Source organism: Plantactinospora sp. ZYX-F-223 (assembly GCF_039649625.1).
Lineage (GTDB): Bacteria > Actinomycetota > Actinomycetes > Mycobacteriales > Micromonosporaceae > Plantactinospora.
In genome coordinates this window covers 100488-117930 of the sequence record NZ_JBDJAV010000011.1, presented here as the reverse complement: position 1 = coordinate 117930, position 17443 = coordinate 100488, and the positions used below count along the sequence as shown (strand labels likewise).

Genomic DNA, 17443 nt, shown 5'->3' with positions numbered 1-17443 from the left:
ACGGCGGAGCTGGAATGGGGTACGACAGCTCAGCAGCGGCTCCAACCACCGGCCCAGTTGCCGGTGCCGCGGTACCGGCACCACAGGTCCGCGTCCAGGCCGAACGTCATGGCGCGTACCGGATTGACGTCCGCGAAGGCGCCGTTTCCGATTTCGGCGAGGGCCCTGCCGCCAAGGCTCTTCCACCCGCCGCTACCGCGCCAGATGTGCCAGACCGACCAGTCGGTCCCGATCACGAAGACCTCCTCGTACGTGTCGGTGCCGCTGACCCAGGTGATGGCGGACCAGTCCATCCGGCAGATGACCCAGCCCCGGTAGCCATACATCTCGAACGCGCAGACGTCCCAGCCTGGGTAGATCTGTGGGTCGTCGTCGCCTGCTGGTCGCGGGCTCGACGGCACGCGTTCGATCGTGGCGACGGTATCTCCCACGGCGTAGGTGCCCGGGCCACCCGGTCGCACTGTGACGGTCGGCTTCGCCTCGCCGCGGGCCTCGACCGTCGCCGCCTGGGCCGCCGGCGTGGCGACCAGAACGGACGTCGCCACCATCGCCGCCGCCAGGAGCACGGCGGTCCAGCCGCCACGGCCGCGCTCGCTTGTCGACACCATTCTCATCTGACCCTCCTCCTCGGTACGTCGTCGGCGGGTCCACCGACGCAGCCAAGCCTGTCAACCGGCGTGCACACGATGCGCACAGCGGCGGTCTCGATCACCTGCAGGCATGTCGATATCGACCGACGTATCTAGACGTCAGCGGGAGGCCGCTGTTCTGGTGGCCCAGGCCCGCGCGCCCGACGCGAGTCCGGAGTCCGTCCGACCGCTGATCGGTCTGGGCCGCCGTACGTACCCCGGACGATGACGGCGAAGCTGGGCCAGCGTGCCACGGTGCGTCTCAGGCCGGCACGGCAGAGGCGATCCTCGTCCCACGCCGCCTCGAGGCAGACCGTCGCGCGGTGAGAACTGGGCTCAGTCGGCCTTGTCCGCGTCGCGGGGCGGCGTGGCCGCGGCGGCTGCCGCGGGACGCATCCGGAACGCGACGATCAATGCGAGGACGACGACCACGGCCATGGCCACGAAGGCGTCGGAAAAGGCGGCGCCATGGTGACTGGTGTACAGGGGGTTGATGGCGGCGCTGCCGCTGAGCTGCCGTGCGGTCACCAGCGCACCGAACAGCGCCGGGCCGGTACCGGCGCCCAGGAACTGGGCTCCTTGGAGGATCCCGAGGCCGACGCCGACCTGGTCGGCCGGCAACGCGCTCGCCGCAGTGCTGATGATCGGGGTGATCACGAAGATGAAGCCGACGCTGAGCCCGAGGATTCCGGCGCCTGCGGGGATCACCGACGTGCCTCCAGCCGAGGTCGAGAGGCCCAGGGCGAACAGTCCCATGAGCGCGAGGCCCGTCAGCACCAGGGTTCGGGTGCCGATGCGGTCGGCGAGGCGACCGATCAACGGGGAGAGGACGGCGACGGCGACCCCGGCCGGAATCATGACCAGGGCCCCGGCTCCCGGGTCGAGACCGTTGACGTCAACCACCAGCAGCGGAACGAGTACCAGGCCGCCGAGGTTGACGATCATGGCCAGGAACGCGACGACGACCGCTGCCTGGTAGACCCGGTTGGTGAACAGCGCGGGCGGTACGAACGGCTGCGCGACGCGGACGGTACGCCACCCGAAGAGCGCAATTGCCACGACCGCCACCACGAGGCTGAGCCAGGACGAGGGTGCGGCGAAGCCGGCGACCTGTGCCTGGGTAACGCCGAACAGGGCCAGCCCGGCGCCCAGGCCAAGGAGGAGGCCGCCGGGAAGGTCGAACCGACCCGTACCCGCCGCGGGTTCGCCCGGCAGCACGCGAAACGCTGCGGGAAGCAGTACCAACGCGACCACAAGCATCAGCCAGAACAGCGCGGGCCAGCCGAGGACCTGGCCGATCCCGCCGCCGAGGGCCGGTCCGGCGGCGGTACCGACACCCGCAGCCGCGGAGACGACGCCGATCCCCATCCCTCGCTTGTCCACCGGCATCAACCTGGTGACGGCAATGATCGAGAGCACGGGCAGCGCGGCCGCGCCTGTCCCCATCACGATCCGCCCGAGCACGAGCACGAGGAGATCCGGGGCGAGCGCGCAGACCAGGCTCCCGGCGCTGTAGGTCAGCAGGCCGAAGGTGAAGAGACGTCGCAGGCTCACACGGTCGGAGATGCGGCCGTAGAAGGGGATACCGACTGCGAACACCAGCAGGAAGCCGGTGACGACCCACGCCAACTCCGCCTCGGAAGCGCCGAACTCCGCTCCGATGGACGGGAGCATGAGATTGACCATGTCGCTGGCGACGACCGTGACGAGCACCGCCGGCATGAGCACTGCCAACAGGGCCAGCCCGGAACCGGTCTGTTCGGTTGTGACCGATGTAGGTGTCATCCGGCGCATCCTCCGCGCGGCATCTACTGCCACTGTCGTAGTTACAGTTTGGGCGAGAAAATGGCGGAGGGTACGCCTCCGCCATGGCTCAGCTAGCGATTGGGTGCCGCAAATCGACGCTCGGCGGCCAGTATCTGCCGTACCAGGTGGGCGATGGTCGTCCGGCCGAGCCGTTCTTGCATGGCCTCTTCCGCGTTCCGGAACTCCGTCTCAAGCACGTTCTGCATGTGGCGCCCGACCTCGCACGCGTCACTGGGTGGATGGGTGTGCCGCGATAGGATCGGCCCCTCCTCGACGGCGGCGTACGCGTCGTAGAGCGTGATCTCGCGTGCGGTGCGGGCAAGAACCCACCCCCCGCCACGTCCCTCGGCGGACCACACCAGGCCGGCGTCTCGCAAGCTGCCGAGGATGCGCCGCACGAGAACCGGATTGCTCGCCAGACTGTCCGCGATCTCCGCCGAGGTCAGTGAGCGGTCATCCCAGCGTGCCAACATCGTGAGCGCGTGAATCGCGACCGCGCTCCTGCTGCTGAGACCCACCGTGCCCCCTCGCGCACCGCCGCCGTACCGACCTAACTGCTATCAGGCTAGTTGCAGTTAGGTGGCACGTCAATCCTGCGTCTGGGTTCACGGCCGCCACCGAGACGCGGTACCGACGGCTTGGGGGATCTCGTCGGTGAGGGCGACGACGGCTCAGGACGTAGATGGCGAAGGTCTGTTCGACGCCCTCGGTGCCACGCCGCGGCGCTGGTCGAAGCCGCCGGCCGCGAGTACCAACACGTCGGTTCTGTCCGGGAGCCGGGTGGCGAGGGCACTGCCGATGTCACGCGTGCCATCCGCGATCATCACTGAATCTTTTTCAACCTCCCCTTGCGGTGCGGTGGACCGCAAGGTCAGACGCGGTGCGCGAGCGCCGCGCGGTTCAGGTTGAAAAAGGTTCCCTGGGCGCATACTTGATCCTGTGCATTCGCCTGCACCATCGGAAAGGGGGCACATCGATGTCACCGGTAATCCCGCTCCCTGCCACCCCGGCCGATCGTGACGCGTGCGCGGCGAGGAGCTGACGGGGAGGCTGAAACCGGGACGTCGGCCGAGGGATGGGATCGATGTGGCTCGTGGCGCTCGCGGTGCTGGCCGGTGGGTTCACCGGCGCGGGTCTGATGGCGCTGTACGGCCGCCGCACCCGCGGCAGGCTCCGGGCCGAGCTCGTCGAACTGGAGCAGTCGGTGCAGGGGCGGGCCGACCAGGTGACCTCGCTCAGCCACGAACTGCGGACCCCGCTCAGCATGATCAAAGGGGCGGTGGACCTGCTCCGGGAGGGGATGCCGGGCCCGCTGACGCCAGCGCAGCGCCGGCTACTCCAGGTGCTCGACCACCAGTCCACCCAGGTGATCGGGCTCTGTGAGAGCCTGCTGATCCAGGCGAAGATCGAGTCGGGGCTCTTCACCCCGAAACTGGAACGGGTGGACCTGTCGGTGGTCGCCCGGGACGTCGTCACGGCGATGCGTCCACTCTGCGCGCAGCGGCAGCAGCGGATCAGTCTGGACGCCCCGCAGGTGACGCCGAGGATCGAGGCCGATCCGATGCTGCTGGCCCAGGCGTTGACCAACCTGCTCTCCAACGCCAGCCGGTTCACCACGACCGGTGGCAGCATCGACGTCAGGGTGACGCCGATCGACACCGGGATCGCCGTCTACGTGACCGACGACGGGGCCGGCATGAGCCGGGAGGAGCGGCACCGGCTGTTCCACCGGTTCGCCACCGGCCGACCGCTGGCCGACGGGACCGGGCTCGGCCTGGTCATCACCAAGACGATAGTGGAGCTACACGGAGGCGAGATCATGGTGCACACCGCGTCGCGGCGGGGAACCACATTCCTCTTCACCCTGCCCCGGACCGCGCCGGCCGGTACCGGGTCGTGACCGGTCCCGTCGAAGCCCGGGCCGACCGGTCCGGTCCGACGGCCCTGGTCGTCGACGACGAACCGCAGATGACGGTGATCATCGAGTTCGCCCTGCAGACCCAGGGGTTCTCCGTGCTCGTCGCGCACGACGGCGCGACCGCGCTGCACCTGCTGCGGACCCGGCCGGTCGACCTGGTCGTGCTGGACGTGCTCATGCCGACCATGGACGGGTTGAGCCTCTGCCAGCGGATCCGCGCCCGGTCCGAGGTCCCGATCATGCTGCTCACCGCCCTGTCCCAACAGGACGACGTGATCGCCGGGCTGGAGCACGGGGCCGACGACTACGTGACGAAGCCGTTCCACCCCCGCGAGGTGGCGCTGCGGGCCCAGGCACTGGTACGCCGGCGCCGCGACACCGGCTCCGCGATCCGGGTCGGCAAGCTGGTGATCGACCTGACCAACCGGACCGTCGTGCTCGCCGGACGTCAGCTCAACCTGCCGTACACCGAGTTCAAGCTGCTCGCCCACCTCGCGGCCCGACGCGGCACCCCGCAGTCCTGGCAGGACCTGCTCCGCGCGGTGTGGGGGACGACCGACCTGATCGGCGGCCGGGACGTGGTCAAGTCCACCGTCTACCGGCTGCGCTCCCGGTTGGCGGCGACCCCGGACGGAGCGGGATACATCCGCACCCTGCGCGGTGTCGGCTATCTGATGCCGGACTCCCTCCGCGACCCTCCGGAGGGCGGATCCAGGTAACGGCGGTGTCACCAGGGCTCACGGATGTGTTACCGGAGCGTCCGTCACCCGCCTCTAACCTGGCCGCAACATTGCGACAACCTGGGAGGTCGGGATTCGATGGCGAGTCGATTTCGGCGCGGCGTGAGCTGGCTGGGGTGCGCGGCGGTCCTCGTCCTGGCCGCCGGCTGCGCCCGGGAGCCGGGCAACGGCTCCGGTGGTACGGCGGACGGCGGCGTCGTGCACGTCGTGTGCGGCGGGACGGAGGAGTGGTGCGCGGCGACCACGGCGCAGTTCAGCGAGACGACCGGGGTCAGGGCCGACTTCGTACGGCTCTCCAGCGGCGAGGCGTTGGCCCGGATCAAGGCCGGTAAGGGTAACGCGGAGTTCGACGTCTGGTACGGCGGCCCGGCCGACGGCTACGCCGCCGGCGCCGCGGAGGGGATGCTGGAGGCGTACGCCTCGCCGAACGCCGGCGCGATCCCGGCCAAGTACAAGGACGCGTCCGGGCTCTGGACCGGCGTCTACGTCGGGGCGCTCGGGTTCTGCGCCAACCCGAAGCTGCTGCGAGAGGCCGGGATCGAGGTGCCGGACTCCTGGGCTGACCTGCTCGATCCGTTGCTCGCCAAGGACGTCGGTATCGCCCATCCGTCCACCTCGGGCACCGCGTACACGGCGCTCTGGACCCAGGTGCTGCTCGCCGGCGGCGACCAGGACAAGGCGCTGGAGTACATGCGCCGGCTGCACCCGAACGTGTTGCAGTACACCAAGTCCGGTGCGGCACCCGCCCAGATGACGGCCCGTGGCGAGGTGGCGGTCGGGGTGATCTTCTCCCACGACTGCGTGGCGGCCAAGGAAGCGGGCTTCCCCGACCTGGTGGTCTCCTTCCCGGCCGAGGGAACCGGCTACGAAACCGGCGGGGTGGCGCTGGTCAGCGGCGCCAAGAACCCGGAGAGCGGCCGGAAGTTCGTCGACTGGGCGTTGACGGTCGAGGCACAGGAGATCGGGCCGACGGTGAAGTCGTACCAGTTCCCGACCAATCCGGGCGCGAAGGTCTCGGACAAGGTCGTGGACCTCAGCACGATCAGGCTGGTCGAATACGACGCGGTCGCGGCGGGTGCGGCGAAGACCGCGCTGAACCGGCGGTTCGACGCTGAAGTGGCCCAGGCGCCGAAGTCATGACCGCCCTGATCCACGAACCGGAGCTGGCCCCCGGCCCGGCGGCGCCACCGCGCCGCCGGCGCCGGCGGCGGCTCGACCTCGGCATCCGACTGTTGCTCGTCGCCTGCGTCGGTCTGGTGGCGGTCGGCAGCGTCGTCCCGCTCGTCGCCGTCCTCGCGGCGGCGTTCGGACCGGCGGCGTTACCGCGTTACGCGCGCTTCTTCAGCTCCCCGGTCGACCTGACGATCCTGCGCAACACGCTGGTCCTGGGCGTGCTGGTCGGGCTCTGCGGGACGGCGCTCGGGTTCCTCTTCGCCTTCGTCCAGACCCGCCTCGCCGTACCGGGCAAGCGGATCCTGCACGTGGTGGCGCTGGTGCCGATCGTCAGCCCGCCGTTCGCGGTCGCCACCGCCACCGTCGTGCTCTACGGCCGGCGGGGCGTGATCAGCAACGGCCTCCTCGGCCTGGAGTACGACATCTACGGGCTCGACGGACTGGTCTTCGTGCTCTCCCTGTCGCTCTTCCCGGTGGCGTACCTCGGCCTGCTCGGCATGCTCCGCGGGCTGGACCCGGCACTGGAGGAGGCCGCGATGAACCTCGGGGCCAGCCGGTGGCGGACCCTGCGCACGGTCATCCTGCCGTTGCTGGCACCGGGGCTGGTGGCGCCATTCCTACTGCTCTTCGTGGAGGCGATCGCCGACCTGGCCAACCCGCTCGTCCTCGGCGGTGACTACACGGTGCTGGCCAGCCGGGCCTACCTGGCGGTCACCGGCGAGTACGACACCACCAGCGCCGCCGTCTACTGCGTCATCCTGCTCGTGCCCTCGCTGGGGTTGTACGTCGCGCAGCGGTACTGGCTGAACCGCAAGGTCCGGACCACCATCACCGGGCGGCCCTCGGGCAGCGTGCACCTGATCGACAACTGGGTACGGTGGCCGATCTTCGGGCTCGCGCTGCTGGCGGCGGCGCTCATCCTCAGCGTCTACGGCACGGTGCTGCTCGGTTCGGTGACCCGGGTCTTCGGCGTGGACAACACGTTGACCCTGGAGTACCTCCGGGAGGTGGTCGCCGGGGTGGGGCGGGAAGCCGTGCTCGACACCGTCATGTTCGCAGCCCTCGCCACCCCGGTCGCGGCGGTCTTCGGGCTGGTCATCTCCTGGCTCGTGGTCCGGCACCTGCGCCGGGCCGCCGGGCTGCTGGACCTGGCCGGGACGCTCGGGGTCGCCGTACCGGGCACGGTGCTGGGGATCGGCTTCGTGCTCGCGTACCGGCCGGAGCGGTGGCTCGGCCCGGTCGAGGTCTTCCCCAGCCTGGTCGGCGGCAGCGCCATCGCCGGCGGGGCGGCGGCGATCGTCGTCGCGTACGTCATCCGGAGCCTCCCCGCCGGCCAGCGCACCGCGGTCGCGGCGCTGACCCAGATCCACCCGCAGATCGAGCAGGCCTCGACCGACCTCGGAGCGGGTCCGCTCTACACCTTCCGGCGGGTCACCCTGCCACTGATCCGGCCGGCGCTGCTGACCGGCCTGAGCTACAGCTTCGCCCGCAGCATGACCTCGATCTCGACGATCGTCCTGCTGGTCACGCCGGAGACGAAGATCATCACCTCCCAGGTGCTGAGCGCCGCCAGCACCGGCCGGTACGGGGTGGCGTTCGCCTACTGCACCGTGCTGACCGCCATCGTGCTGGCGGCCTTCGCGCTCATCCGTCTCATCGTCGGCGCGGGCGCCAACCTGAACCGCGTCGCCACCGACACCGAAAGGCCGAAACGATGACCGCTGTGGTGCCCGACCTGGCCGTGGCCGCGTCCGCCGGTGCCGGCACCGGACGCCTGCGTCTAGAGGCGTTGACCAAGACGTTCGCCAGCCGTACCGGCACGGTCACCGCCGTCGACGCGGTCGACCTCGACGTCGCCCCGGGCGAGTTCATCACGCTGCTCGGGCCGTCGGGGTGCGGCAAGACCACCACGCTGCGGATGGTCGCCGGATTCGAGGACGCCACCAGCGGGCAGATCCGGCTCGACGACAAGGTGATCGACTCGATGCCACCGCAGCGGCGTCCGATGGCGATGGTGTTCCAGAGCTACGCGCTCTTTCCGCACCTCACGGTCGGCGAGAACATCGCGTACGGGCTCAGGCTGCGTCGGCGTAGCCGCCAGGAGGTCGCCACCAGCATGCGAATGGCGCTGACCAGTATGAACCTGGTCGGTCTGCAGGACCGGAGCCCGCACGAACTCTCCGGCGGCCAGCAGCAGCGGGTCGCCCTGGCCCGGGCCCTGGTCGTGCAGCCGAAGGTGCTGCTCTTCGACGAACCGCTGTCCAACCTGGACGCCAAGTTGCGGGGCTCGATGCGCGCGGAGATCCGCCGGATCCAGCGGATGTTCGAGATCACCAGCATCTACGTCACGCACGACCAGGACGAGGCGATGAGCATGTCGGACCGGATCGTGGTGATGAACCGGGGACGGGTCGAGCAGGTGGCCACGCCGGGGGACATCTACCTGCGCCCGGCGAGCGTCTTCGTCGCGGACTTCATCGGGCGGGCCAACTTCATCGAGGTGGTGCCGGAGGGTGTCAGCGATGGCCGGGCCGTGGTGCACGCCCTCGGGCAGCGGTTGACCGCGGCGGCCCACCCGACGGTGTCGGCGAACGACGACAACGCCTACCTGATGGCCCGGCCGGAGACCATGAAGCTGACGCCGGTCACCGACGGCGGGACCGGCATCGGCGTCGTGCTCCGCTCGACGTTCCACGGACCGGCGGTGGACTACGAGATCGAGACCACCAGCGGCACGTTGGCGGTGACCGACCCCGGTGCCGATCCCCGGGAGGCCCTCGCCGAGGGCACCAACGTCAACGTGCGGATCGACCCGGATCGGGCCTACCTGCTGACCCGGGACTGACGGGCGGCCGTCCGGCCGGTCCGGCGGCGTGCTCGGCGGGCCGGATCGACGGCACCGGCGGCAAGGTGGGGCGGGGCGGGGTGGTCCCGCCAGCGGCGGGAGTCAGCGCAGCAGGTGACCGACTCCGCGTACGGTGTGCAGCACCGGTGGCGTGCCGAGCTTGCGCCGCAGCTGGGCGATCAGCACGTCGAGCACGTTCGAGGTGGGCGGGACCAGCTCGTCCCAGGCGACCGCGATCAACTCGGCGCGGCGGACCGGTTCGCCGCCCGCGGCCAGCAGCCGTTCGAGCACCTTGAACTCCTTGACGGTGAGGGTGAGTATCCGGCCCGCGCGCCGGGCCTCGTGCCTTCCGACGTCCAGCTCGATGTCGCCGTGCCGCAGCACCGGGGCTCGGCCGGTGTCGCCCCGCCGGCACAGGCTGCCCACCCGGGCGACCAGCTCGGCGGCCGCGAACGGCTTGACCAGGTAGTCGTCGCCCCAGGCCAGTCCGTCGATCCGGTCGCTCACCGCGTCCCGGGCGGTGAGGAACAGCACCGGCACGTCCCACCCGGCACGCCGGCGGCCCGCCACGTAGCGTAGCGAGTCGCCGGCCGGCAGCATCCGGTCGAACACCGCGCAGTCGTAGCCGTTGACGCTCAGCGCCTCGTCGGCCTCGGGCAGGTCGATCACGGTGTCCACGGCGAACCCGGCACCACGCAGCGACGCGTCCAGGGCCAACCGGAGAATGTCGTCGTCCTCGGTGATCAGTACCCGCACAACTGCACACGGTATCCGGCCGGCGCACCCATCAGGGTCGCCGCACCAGCCAGCCGCGATCGGCCGCCTTGATCCCGGCCTGGAACCGACTGCGGGCGCCGAGCCGGTTCATGATCCCGGACATCGTCCGGCGAACGGTACGCACCGAGACGCCGAGCCGGGCCGCCGCGGACTCGTCGGTGCAGCCCACCGAGAGCAGCCTGAGCAGTTCCCGCTCCCGCTCGGTCAGCCCGGCCCGGTCCGGTACGTCCGACGCCATGAGCGACACGGCCGAGGGCCAGACCTGCTCGAAGAGTTCGACGACCGTGCTCACCACACTGGGCAGGTGGAACACCGCGACGTCACCCGACCGGCTGTCCGGCAACTCGAAGGGGAGCATGGCCACCGCCTCGTCGACCACCGTCGCGTCCGTCGGGACGTCGGGCGCGGTACGTACCTCGGCACCGGCCATGGCGAGGCTGCCCAGCTGGAGGGCCAGCGCCGGGACGGTACGGGCACGGTCCGGGAACAGCACGCGGTAACGTACCCCGCGCCGCAGGTTCTCGTGGTCGATCCGCCGGAGCATGCCGAGCGGCTCGTTACCGGCCGTGCACTGCGTGCTGGCGATGAGGACGTCGTGGTTCGCTGCGGCCAGCGCCGCCGTGATCGCGGCATGGGTCGACAACACCAGCGGCTGCCCGTACCGGTGCGGCACGGACGGGCGAGCGGGCCGGGCCGGTGAGCACCGGTCCCGGAGAGTGGTCAGCGGGTTGACGGTCATGGGGCTCCTCCTCGGCCACTCGTGTGGTTGCCCGGCTCGGCGGTCATCGGTGTGCCGCCCGCCTCAGGCGACCCGGCGGTCACGGTGGTGTTCCCGAAACGGGTGGCCGGCCGGCGCCGAACACCGGGCCAGGTGCCGGACCAGGACGTGGCTGCGGTAGCGCTCCGCGCTGGCGACGTCCAGTAGTCCCTGGTCGACCAGCGTCTCCAGGGCCATTCGCGCCGCGCCCACCGGGACCCCCAGCGCCCGTGCGGCGGCGGGGGGTCCGAACTCGCCCGGCAGGTCGCCGAGGGCGTACCACGCCGCCAGCTCCCGACCGGCCAGCCGGCGACCGGCGTCGACTATCGAGCGTCGTACCGCGTCGGAGAGCACCCGGCACGGATCGTCGTCCAGCTCCTCGACCAGCCGCCGCGGCGTCCAGTGTGGTCGGCACTGCAACCGGGCGGCGGCGTCGCGCAGCGCGGCCGGAAGCCCACCGCAGCGCTGCCCGACGGCGAGCAGGGTCCGCCGGTCCGCGTCCGCACCCCGCCCACCGAGCGCGGACCGGAACAGCGCGGCGGAGTCCTCCGCTCCCAGCGGTGCCAGGCTGATCCGGGTCGCGCCGCCCGGATGCCAGCCGCGGTTCCGCGTGGTGACCAGGGCCAGGCAGCCGGGAGCGGCGGGCAGCAGCGGTGCCAGCGCATCCGGGCCGGGGACGTCGTCCAACACCAGCAGTACGCGCCGCCGGGCCAGCTCCGACCGCCACAGCGCGGACCGTTCGTCCAGGTCGCGCGGGATCTCCGAGTCGGGTACGCCGACGCCGCGCAGCAGCCGGTCCAGCGCGGCCGCCGCTGTGGACGTACCGGGGTGACCGGCGTCGCCCAGGCGTACGAAGAACTGTCCGTCCGGATGGTCCGCCGCCAGCTGGTGGGCCGCGTGTACCACGAGCGCGGTCTTACCCACCCCGGCCATGCCCTCCACCAGCACCACGGGCGCGGCGTCGTGCGCGGCCCGGCGTACGGCGGCCAGCTCGGCTCGGCGACCGGCGAGCGGTACGTCCCGGGGCAGCTCCCGGCGTACCGACCCGCCAGGGGCGCCGCCGAGCGCCGTCCGGTGCGAATCGCCCAGCGCCAGCCGGTACGCCTCGGCGAGCGCGGCTCCCGGTTCGACTCCCAGCTCGGCGGAGAGCAGCTCCCGGGCCTGGCGGTACGCGCCCAGGGCCTCGGCCCGCCGGCCCGTCACGTGAAGTACCCGGATCAGCTGTGCCCAGGCCGCCTCCCGCAGCGGGGCGTCCACGGTGATCGCCCGCAGCGTGATCAGAGCGTCCTGCCCGTGACCCGCCGCGAGCTGGGCCTCGGCGAGCTGTTCCGCCAGCCCCAGGCGCAGGTCGTCGAGATTGGTCAGCACCTCTGTGGCCGCCGTCCCGTCGAGCTCCGCGAACGGCCGCCCGCGCCACATCCGCAGCGCCTGGTCGAGCCGGGCGGCCGCGGTACCGGGATCACCACCCGCCGAGGCGAGCCGGGCCTGCTCGGCGAGTTCGCCGACCCGGTCGACGTCCAGCTCACCGCGACCGATCCGGATCCGGTACGCGCCGGGACGGCTCTCGATCCGCGGACCACCGTTGTGGTCCGGCAGGCGCCGGCGCAACGTCCAGACATAGGTCTTCAGGTTGGCCTCCGCCGAGGCCGGCACGGCCTGTTCCGGCCAGATGGTCGCGATCAGCTCGTCGATCGTCAGCCAGGCGTTAGGCTTCGTCAGCAGGATCGCCAGCAGAGCCGCGCGCTTGCCCGCGCCGATCGGGCGGGTGCCGGTGGCGCAGTGCACCTCGAGCGGGCCCAGCACGTGGAAGAGCACCAACCCCATACCTCCCGATCGACCCGCGCCGCCAACGGCAGCTTCCACTGGGCATTACCATCCGTCCCGGTACATGAGGTTCCGATGACACGATCCACGGGAGGCCCCCGGTGCGGGTGATGGTGGTCGAGGACGACGAGAACCTGCGGCTGGCGGTCACCACCGAACTGCTCGGAACGGGACTGCGGGTCGACCAGGCGGCCGACATCGCCGCCGCCGATGCGGCGCTTTCCGCCGGAAGGTACGACTGCGTCGTGTTCGACCGGATGCTGCCCGACGGCGACGCCATCGGGTACGTGCACCGCCGCCGGCAGCAGGGCTGGGCGGTACCGGTGCTGTTCCTGACCGCGCGGGACAGTGTCGCCGACCGGGTGGCGGGGTTCGCCCAGGGCGGCGACGACTACCTGGTGAAGCCGTTCGCCGTGGCGGAGATGGCGGCCCGGGTGCGCGCGTTGGTCCGGCGGGCCGGCTCGGGGCGTCCCTCGGTGCTCCGGCACGCCGACCTCGTGGTGGACTGCGCCCGCCGGGAGGTCCGCCGCACCGGCGTGCTGCTCACCCTGACGGTGAAGGAGTTCGCCGTGCTGGAATACCTGATCGCCCGGCCGGAGCAGGCCGTGGGTCGGGCCGAGCTGATCGAGCACTGCTGGGACACCAGCACCGACCCGATGTCCAACGTGGTCGACTCGGTGGTGCGGCGGCTGCGGGTGAAGCTGCGCGAACCGGAACTGATCCACACCGTACGGGGGCACGGGTACCGACTCGCCGGGCCGCGGTGACCCCGGTGACCACCCCGACGACGGCCCGGTTGCACCGACGGCGCCGGTGGCTCGCGCTGCTCTTCACCGTGGTGACCGCCGCCGGTTCGATCGTGCTCGCCGGGCTCGCGATCCGGCTGGACGCGGACCTGGGGGAGCAGCGGCTCGACGGCGAGCTGCGCCGGGTGACCTCCACCGTGACCCGGCTGATCCAGTACGACGGCACCCTCATCACGGCGTTCGTCAGCGAGGACGAACTCAACACCCGGTGTCCGCAGTTCGCGATCCTGCCCGGCGGCGCCGAGCGGTTCAGCGGCCACTTCAGTCAGCAGAGCTGCGTACCGCTGGATCCGGCGCTGCTCGCCAGCCTGGCGGCGGAGGCGGTGCGTACCGGCCGCCTGCTCAACGGCTACGTCCGGGGGACGGGTGGGGAGCTGGTCCGGGTCGGCGCCGAGCCGTTCCGCAACTCCCGGGGGCAGTACATCGGCGCCGTGGTCGCGGCCGTCGACGCGGGGCCGGAGCAGGACCGGCACCACCGGATGCTCCTGTTCGTGGTCACCGGCTGTGTGCTGCTGGTGGCCGCCGTCGGGGTGGCCGGCCACCTGCTCTCCGGATGGGCGCTCCGGCCCGCCGCGGCCGCCCTCGAACAGCAGGAGGTGCTGCTCGCCGACACCGCGCACGACCTGCGTACGCCGGTGGCGGCGCTGCGCGCGCTCGCCGAGACGGCACTGGAGAACCCCACCCAGCGCGCCGACCTGCTGCCGCGTACCGTCCAGCTCGCCGGGCGGATGGGCAGCATCATCGACGGGCTGCTGGTACGGGCACGGCTGGCCGCCGGTGTCGAGCAGCTCGCCATCCAGCCGGTCTGGCTGGACCAACTGGTCACGACGGTGGTGGAGGAGACGCCGACCGACGGGGCACAGGTGACGGTGACCGCCGCACCGACAAAAGTGGACGTCGACCCCGCTCTGGTGCAGCGGGCGGTCGGCAATCTGCTGGACAACGCGCTGCGCCACGGCCGGCGGCCGGGCGACCGGGCGATCGTCCACATCACCGTCGCCGGCGGGCGGCTCATGGTCGCCGACCACGGCCCGGGCATCGACGCCGCGATCGCGCAGGAGACCTTCGACCGGTTCAACAGTGGCGGCGGGTCGAGCGGACTCGGTCTCTCCATCGTGCGCTGGGTGGCGCGGGCGCACGGCGGGGTGCTGCGCGTCTACAACGCGGAGGAGGGTGGAGCGATCTTCGAACTCGTCCTGGGCACCAACGATTCCTGAATGTTGTATCGATGATGGACCGGTCGTGTATCCGGCCTCTTATGCTCGTTGGGTGACCAAGCTGGGCATTTCGCTTCGCCACCTCGTACGCTCCTGGCGCGGCATGCGCCTGGGGCACCGCCTCCGCGCCTGGTACGACGCCGGCTCGTGGCGTGACCGCGGTCCGCTGTGGCGCCGGCGGTTGCCGCTGGTGCTGCTGGTGGGCGCCAGTCTCGCCGCCGTGACGGCGGCGGCCACCGGGGCGGTCGCGCCAACCCCCGAGCTGCGGTTCGCCCAGGGCGGCCACTGGGTCGCGAGCCCGTCGCTGGGCCAGGTCGTCCACGTCAACGGGTCCGCACGCCGGGTCGACGCCCGGGCGCCGGTGCCCGGCATCGAACCAGGCAGCCAGGTGGTGCAGGGCGACACGAGCGGTTACGTGGTCGGCCGTTCCCGGGTCATCGAGTTCGGCAAGTCGAGCCTGGCGGTCGAACGGACCCTCACCCCGCCCACCGGCGAGCGTCCGGTCGCCATCGAGGTGGCCGGCGGGCCGTACCTGGTCTACCGGGAGGCCGGGCGCGTGGTGCGGCTCGGCGACTCCCCGGCGACGATTCCGGCCGGCGGTGTACTCGGTGAGCCCGTCGTGACCCCGGACGGCACGCTCTGGCTGCACCGCGTCGACTCCGGGGTGCTCTGCCGGCTGGCGGCCGGCACCGACCGGATCTCCTGCCCGGCCGCCGCGCCGGCCGGACACACCGGCGCGCTCACCGTGGTCGGCAAGCAGCCGGTCTTCGTCGACACTGCGGCGGACACGCTGAGCCGGGTCGCCGAGCACGGCCTCGGCCGCCCGACGCCGATCGGGCTGGACGTCCCGCCCACCGCACGCGTCGCGCCGGTCGACGCCGGTGGCCGGGTCGCCATCCTCGATCCCACCGGGCGGCGGATGCAGCTGGTCGACGCCGCCGGGCTGGACGCGGGCCGGATGGGTGCGCCGCCGGTAACGGTCGCTCTGCCCGACGGCACGTACTCGGCCCCGTCCGTCGCCGGGTCGTCCGTGGTGCTGCTGGACCTGAAACGCAACGCCGTGCTCACCTACAACAGCGGCGGCGAGCAGCAGTGGAGCACTCCGCTGCCACCGGAGGCCGGTGAACCCACGCTGATCCGTGGTGAGGACGAGCGGGTCTACGTCGACGGCGCCGAGGGCCGGCACGTGCTGGTGGTCGACCCCGGCGGCACGGGCGGGCTGGTGCCGGTGGTCGGCAACGAGGGGCGGGGACCGTCGGGTACCCCGGTTCCCCCGTCCACCAGGCCCGACCCCGGCCCGCGCTCGCCCGACCCCGGCCCGCGCTTGCCCAGCCCCGGCCCGCGCTCCCCGGACAGGCCCACGGGGGACGATCCGGCTCCCCCACGGCGGACGGCCCCCGCACCCCGCTCGATACCGGCCAGCCCGCCCGGGATGCCGGGGAACCTGCGCGCGACCAGCCAGGGCGCCAATCTCCGGGTCACCTGGAGCGGCGCCGCCGCGAACGGAGCCGCGGTCAGCGCGTACCAGGTCACGTGGGTGCCGGCCGCGGGCGGGACCAGCCGCTCGGCCACCCGGCCCGGCGACGCCCGCTCGACGACGATCACCGGTCTCACCCGGGACACCACCTACCGGATCACCGTGGTCGCGCGGAACTCCGCAGGGCGCGGATCGCCGGCCACCGTACGGGCCAAGGTGCCACCACCACCCCGGTCGGTCACCGTCTCCCGGGGCAGCGACACCACGTACGAGGACAGGTGCCACGAGCCGGACTGCGCGTACTTCCACATCGTGCTGCGCGGGTTCAGCCCGAACACCGACTACCACATCAAGCCGGATTCCAGCAGGTGGCCGGACTTCAACTCGGGCGCCACCCGGCGTACCGACAGCAGGGGAAACCTCACCTTCGAGGACTTCCCGTACGACTCGGTCGGGTCGTACGTCTGGGTCACCGTCGACGGTGTCGAGTCCAATCGCTACCTGTGGAGGGCAGGGTGAGCGCTTCCAGCCCAGCGGAGATCGCCGCGCGGATCTCCGAGAACGTGCAGCGGGTGATCCGCGGCAAGCCCGAGCTCGTACGGCTGGCCGTCGCCGGCCTGCTCGCCGAGGGTCACCTGCTGATCGAGGACGTGCCGGGGCTCGGCAAGACCAGCCTCGCCCGGGCCCTCGCCCGCAGCATCGGCGGACGGTGGAGCCGGATCCAGTTCACCCCGGACCTGCTGCCGAGCGACATCACCGGGGTCACCGTCTACCAGCAGAAGGACGAGCGGTTCACCTTCCACCCCGGCGCGGTGTTCGCCAACATCGTGGTGGCCGACGAGATCAACCGCGGTACCCCGAAGACCCAGTCGGCGCTGCTGGAGGTCATGTCCGAGCGGCGGGTCACGGTGGACGGGACCGGACACGAGGTACCCCGGCCGTTCCTGGTCATCGCGACCCAGAACCCGATCGAGCTGGAGGGCACCTACCGACTGCCCGAGGCGCAGCTGGACCGATTTCTGATGCGGCTGTCGGTGGGCTACCCCGACCTCGACTCCGAGGTGCTGGTGATGATGGGTGACTGCGCGGGGGTGACCCCGGACGACCTCCCCGCGGTCGTCGACGTCGCGGCGCTGCGGGAGGCCATCGTCGAGGTACGGACGTCGCACCTTGACCGGGCGGTGTACGAGTACGCCGCCCGGCTCACCGCGGCGACCCGCGACCACCCCGCGGTGCGGTACGGCGCCAGCGTACGGGGCAGCATCGCGCTGGTGCGTACCGCGCGGGCGCTCGCGGCGATCGAGGGACGCGACTTCGTCACGCCCGACGACGTCAAGGACGTGGCCGGGCCGGTACTGGCCCACCGGCTCGTGCTCACCCCGGAGGCCGAGATGAACCAGCGGGCCGCCGCCGAGATCGTCGCCGACCTGCTCGCCTCGGTCCCCACGCCCGCCGCCAGCGCGGCGGGTTGACC

The 17443-nt window shown here is 71.8% G+C and carries 15 protein-coding genes; 9 read left to right on the top strand and 6 right to left on the bottom strand.

Annotated features, from left to right (window positions below; translation table 11 throughout):
* Nucleotides 1-29: 29 nt before the first annotated feature.
* The 3 genes from AAH979_RS13655 to AAH979_RS13645 all read right to left on the bottom strand — a co-directional run bounded on the left by AAH979_RS13655 (nt 30) and on the right by AAH979_RS13645 (nt 2953).
* A complete protein-coding gene (locus AAH979_RS13655; protein WP_346258443.1) occupies nt 30-614 on the bottom strand; it encodes a hypothetical protein in 585 nt (194 codons plus the stop codon).
* Between the two features lie 351 nt (nt 615-965).
* Complete coding sequence (locus tag AAH979_RS13650; RefSeq protein WP_346258442.1) at nt 966-2423, bottom strand: MFS transporter; 1458 nt, start codon at nt 2421-2423, stop codon at nt 966-968.
* 83 nt (nt 2424-2506) lie between these two features.
* Nucleotides 2507-2953: an Rrf2 family transcriptional regulator gene (locus AAH979_RS13645; RefSeq protein WP_346258441.1), complete on the bottom strand. Its 447-nt coding sequence runs from the start codon at nt 2951-2953 to the stop codon at nt 2507-2509.
* Nucleotides 2954-3519: 566 nt separating this feature from the next.
* Here AAH979_RS13645 and AAH979_RS13640 point away from each other — a divergent pair.
* From AAH979_RS13640 to AAH979_RS13620, 5 genes are all read left to right on the top strand, one after another.
* Nucleotides 3520-4335, top strand: coding sequence for a HAMP domain-containing sensor histidine kinase (locus AAH979_RS13640; protein WP_346258440.1), 816 nt, complete (start codon nt 3520-3522; stop codon nt 4333-4335).
* Nucleotides 4332-5072, top strand: coding sequence for a response regulator transcription factor (locus tag AAH979_RS13635; RefSeq protein WP_346258439.1), 741 nt, complete (start codon nt 4332-4334; stop codon nt 5070-5072). The genes AAH979_RS13640 and AAH979_RS13635 overlap by 4 nt, the downstream gene beginning before the upstream one ends.
* 99 nt (nt 5073-5171) lie before the next feature.
* Entirely contained in the window at nt 5172-6233 is a 1062-nt protein-coding gene (locus AAH979_RS13630) for an ABC transporter substrate-binding protein (protein WP_346258438.1), read from the top strand.
* Nucleotides 6230-7984, top strand: a complete 1755-nt coding sequence (locus tag AAH979_RS13625) for an iron ABC transporter permease (RefSeq protein WP_346258437.1) — start codon at nt 6230-6232, stop codon at nt 7982-7984. The genes AAH979_RS13630 and AAH979_RS13625 overlap by 4 nt, the downstream gene beginning before the upstream one ends.
* Complete coding sequence (locus AAH979_RS13620) at nt 7981-9111, top strand: ABC transporter ATP-binding protein (protein WP_346258436.1); 1131 nt, start codon at nt 7981-7983, stop codon at nt 9109-9111. Before AAH979_RS13625 ends, AAH979_RS13620 begins: the two co-directional genes overlap by 4 nt.
* A gap of 102 nt (nt 9112-9213) precedes the next feature.
* Here AAH979_RS13620 and AAH979_RS13615 read toward each other — a convergent pair whose 3' ends face one another.
* The 3 genes from AAH979_RS13615 to AAH979_RS13605 all read right to left on the bottom strand — a co-directional run bounded on the left by AAH979_RS13615 (nt 9214) and on the right by AAH979_RS13605 (nt 12460).
* Nucleotides 9214-9867 (bottom strand): response regulator transcription factor, encoded by a 654-nt coding sequence (locus AAH979_RS13615; protein WP_346258435.1) that lies wholly within the window; start codon nt 9865-9867, stop codon nt 9214-9216.
* Between the two features lie 31 nt (nt 9868-9898).
* Nucleotides 9899-10627, bottom strand: a complete 729-nt coding sequence (locus AAH979_RS13610) for a LuxR C-terminal-related transcriptional regulator (protein WP_346258434.1) — start codon at nt 10625-10627, stop codon at nt 9899-9901.
* 63 nt (nt 10628-10690) lie between these two features.
* Nucleotides 10691-12460, bottom strand: coding sequence for a BTAD domain-containing putative transcriptional regulator (locus tag AAH979_RS13605; protein ID WP_346258527.1), 1770 nt, complete (start codon nt 12458-12460; stop codon nt 10691-10693).
* 119 nt (nt 12461-12579) lie between these two features.
* Between AAH979_RS13605 and AAH979_RS13600 the strand changes: the two genes are divergently transcribed.
* From AAH979_RS13600 to AAH979_RS13585, 4 genes are read left to right on the top strand one after another with little or no spacing between them, the layout of a single operon-like run.
* On the top strand, nt 12580-13236 hold the full coding sequence (locus AAH979_RS13600) for a response regulator transcription factor (protein ID WP_346258526.1): 657 nt from the start codon (nt 12580-12582) through the stop codon (nt 13234-13236).
* 5 nt (nt 13237-13241) lie between these two features.
* Nucleotides 13242-14492, top strand: a complete 1251-nt coding sequence (locus tag AAH979_RS13595) for a HAMP domain-containing sensor histidine kinase (RefSeq protein WP_346258433.1) — start codon at nt 13242-13244, stop codon at nt 14490-14492.
* A 52-nt stretch (nt 14493-14544) separates the two neighbouring features.
* A complete protein-coding gene (locus AAH979_RS13590) occupies nt 14545-16488 on the top strand; it encodes a fibronectin type III domain-containing protein (RefSeq protein WP_346258432.1) in 1944 nt (647 codons plus the stop codon).
* Nucleotides 16485-17441 (top strand): MoxR family ATPase, encoded by a 957-nt coding sequence (locus AAH979_RS13585; protein WP_346258431.1) that lies wholly within the window; start codon nt 16485-16487, stop codon nt 17439-17441. Before AAH979_RS13590 ends, AAH979_RS13585 begins: the two co-directional genes overlap by 4 nt.
* The last annotated feature ends 2 nt before the right edge of the window (nt 17442-17443 follow it).

Excerpts from the sequence above, each read along its gene's own strand:
- AAH979_RS13655 (WP_346258443.1), bottom strand. The coding sequence starts at position 614 with ATGAGAATGGTGTCGACAAGCGAGCGCGGCCGTGGCGGCTGGACCGCC.
- AAH979_RS13610 (WP_346258434.1), bottom strand. The coding sequence starts at position 10,627 with ATGACCGTCAACCCGCTGACCACTCTCCGGGACCGGTGCTCACCGGCC.
- AAH979_RS13625 (WP_346258437.1), top strand. The coding sequence starts at position 6,230 with ATGACCGCCCTGATCCACGAACCGGAGCTGGCCCCCGGCCCGGCGGCG.
- AAH979_RS13600 (WP_346258526.1), top strand. The coding sequence starts at position 12,580 with ATGGTGGTCGAGGACGACGAGAACCTGCGGCTGGCGGTCACCACCGAA.
- AAH979_RS13630 (WP_346258438.1), top strand. The coding sequence starts at position 5,172 with ATGGCGAGTCGATTTCGGCGCGGCGTGAGCTGGCTGGGGTGCGCGGCG.
- AAH979_RS13620 (WP_346258436.1), top strand. The coding sequence starts at position 7,981 with ATGACCGCTGTGGTGCCCGACCTGGCCGTGGCCGCGTCCGCCGGTGCC.
- AAH979_RS13650 (WP_346258442.1), bottom strand. The coding sequence starts at position 2,423 with ATGCGCCGGATGACACCTACATCGGTCACAACCGAACAGACCGGTTCC.
- AAH979_RS13640 (WP_346258440.1), top strand. The coding sequence starts at position 3,520 with ATGTGGCTCGTGGCGCTCGCGGTGCTGGCCGGTGGGTTCACCGGCGCG.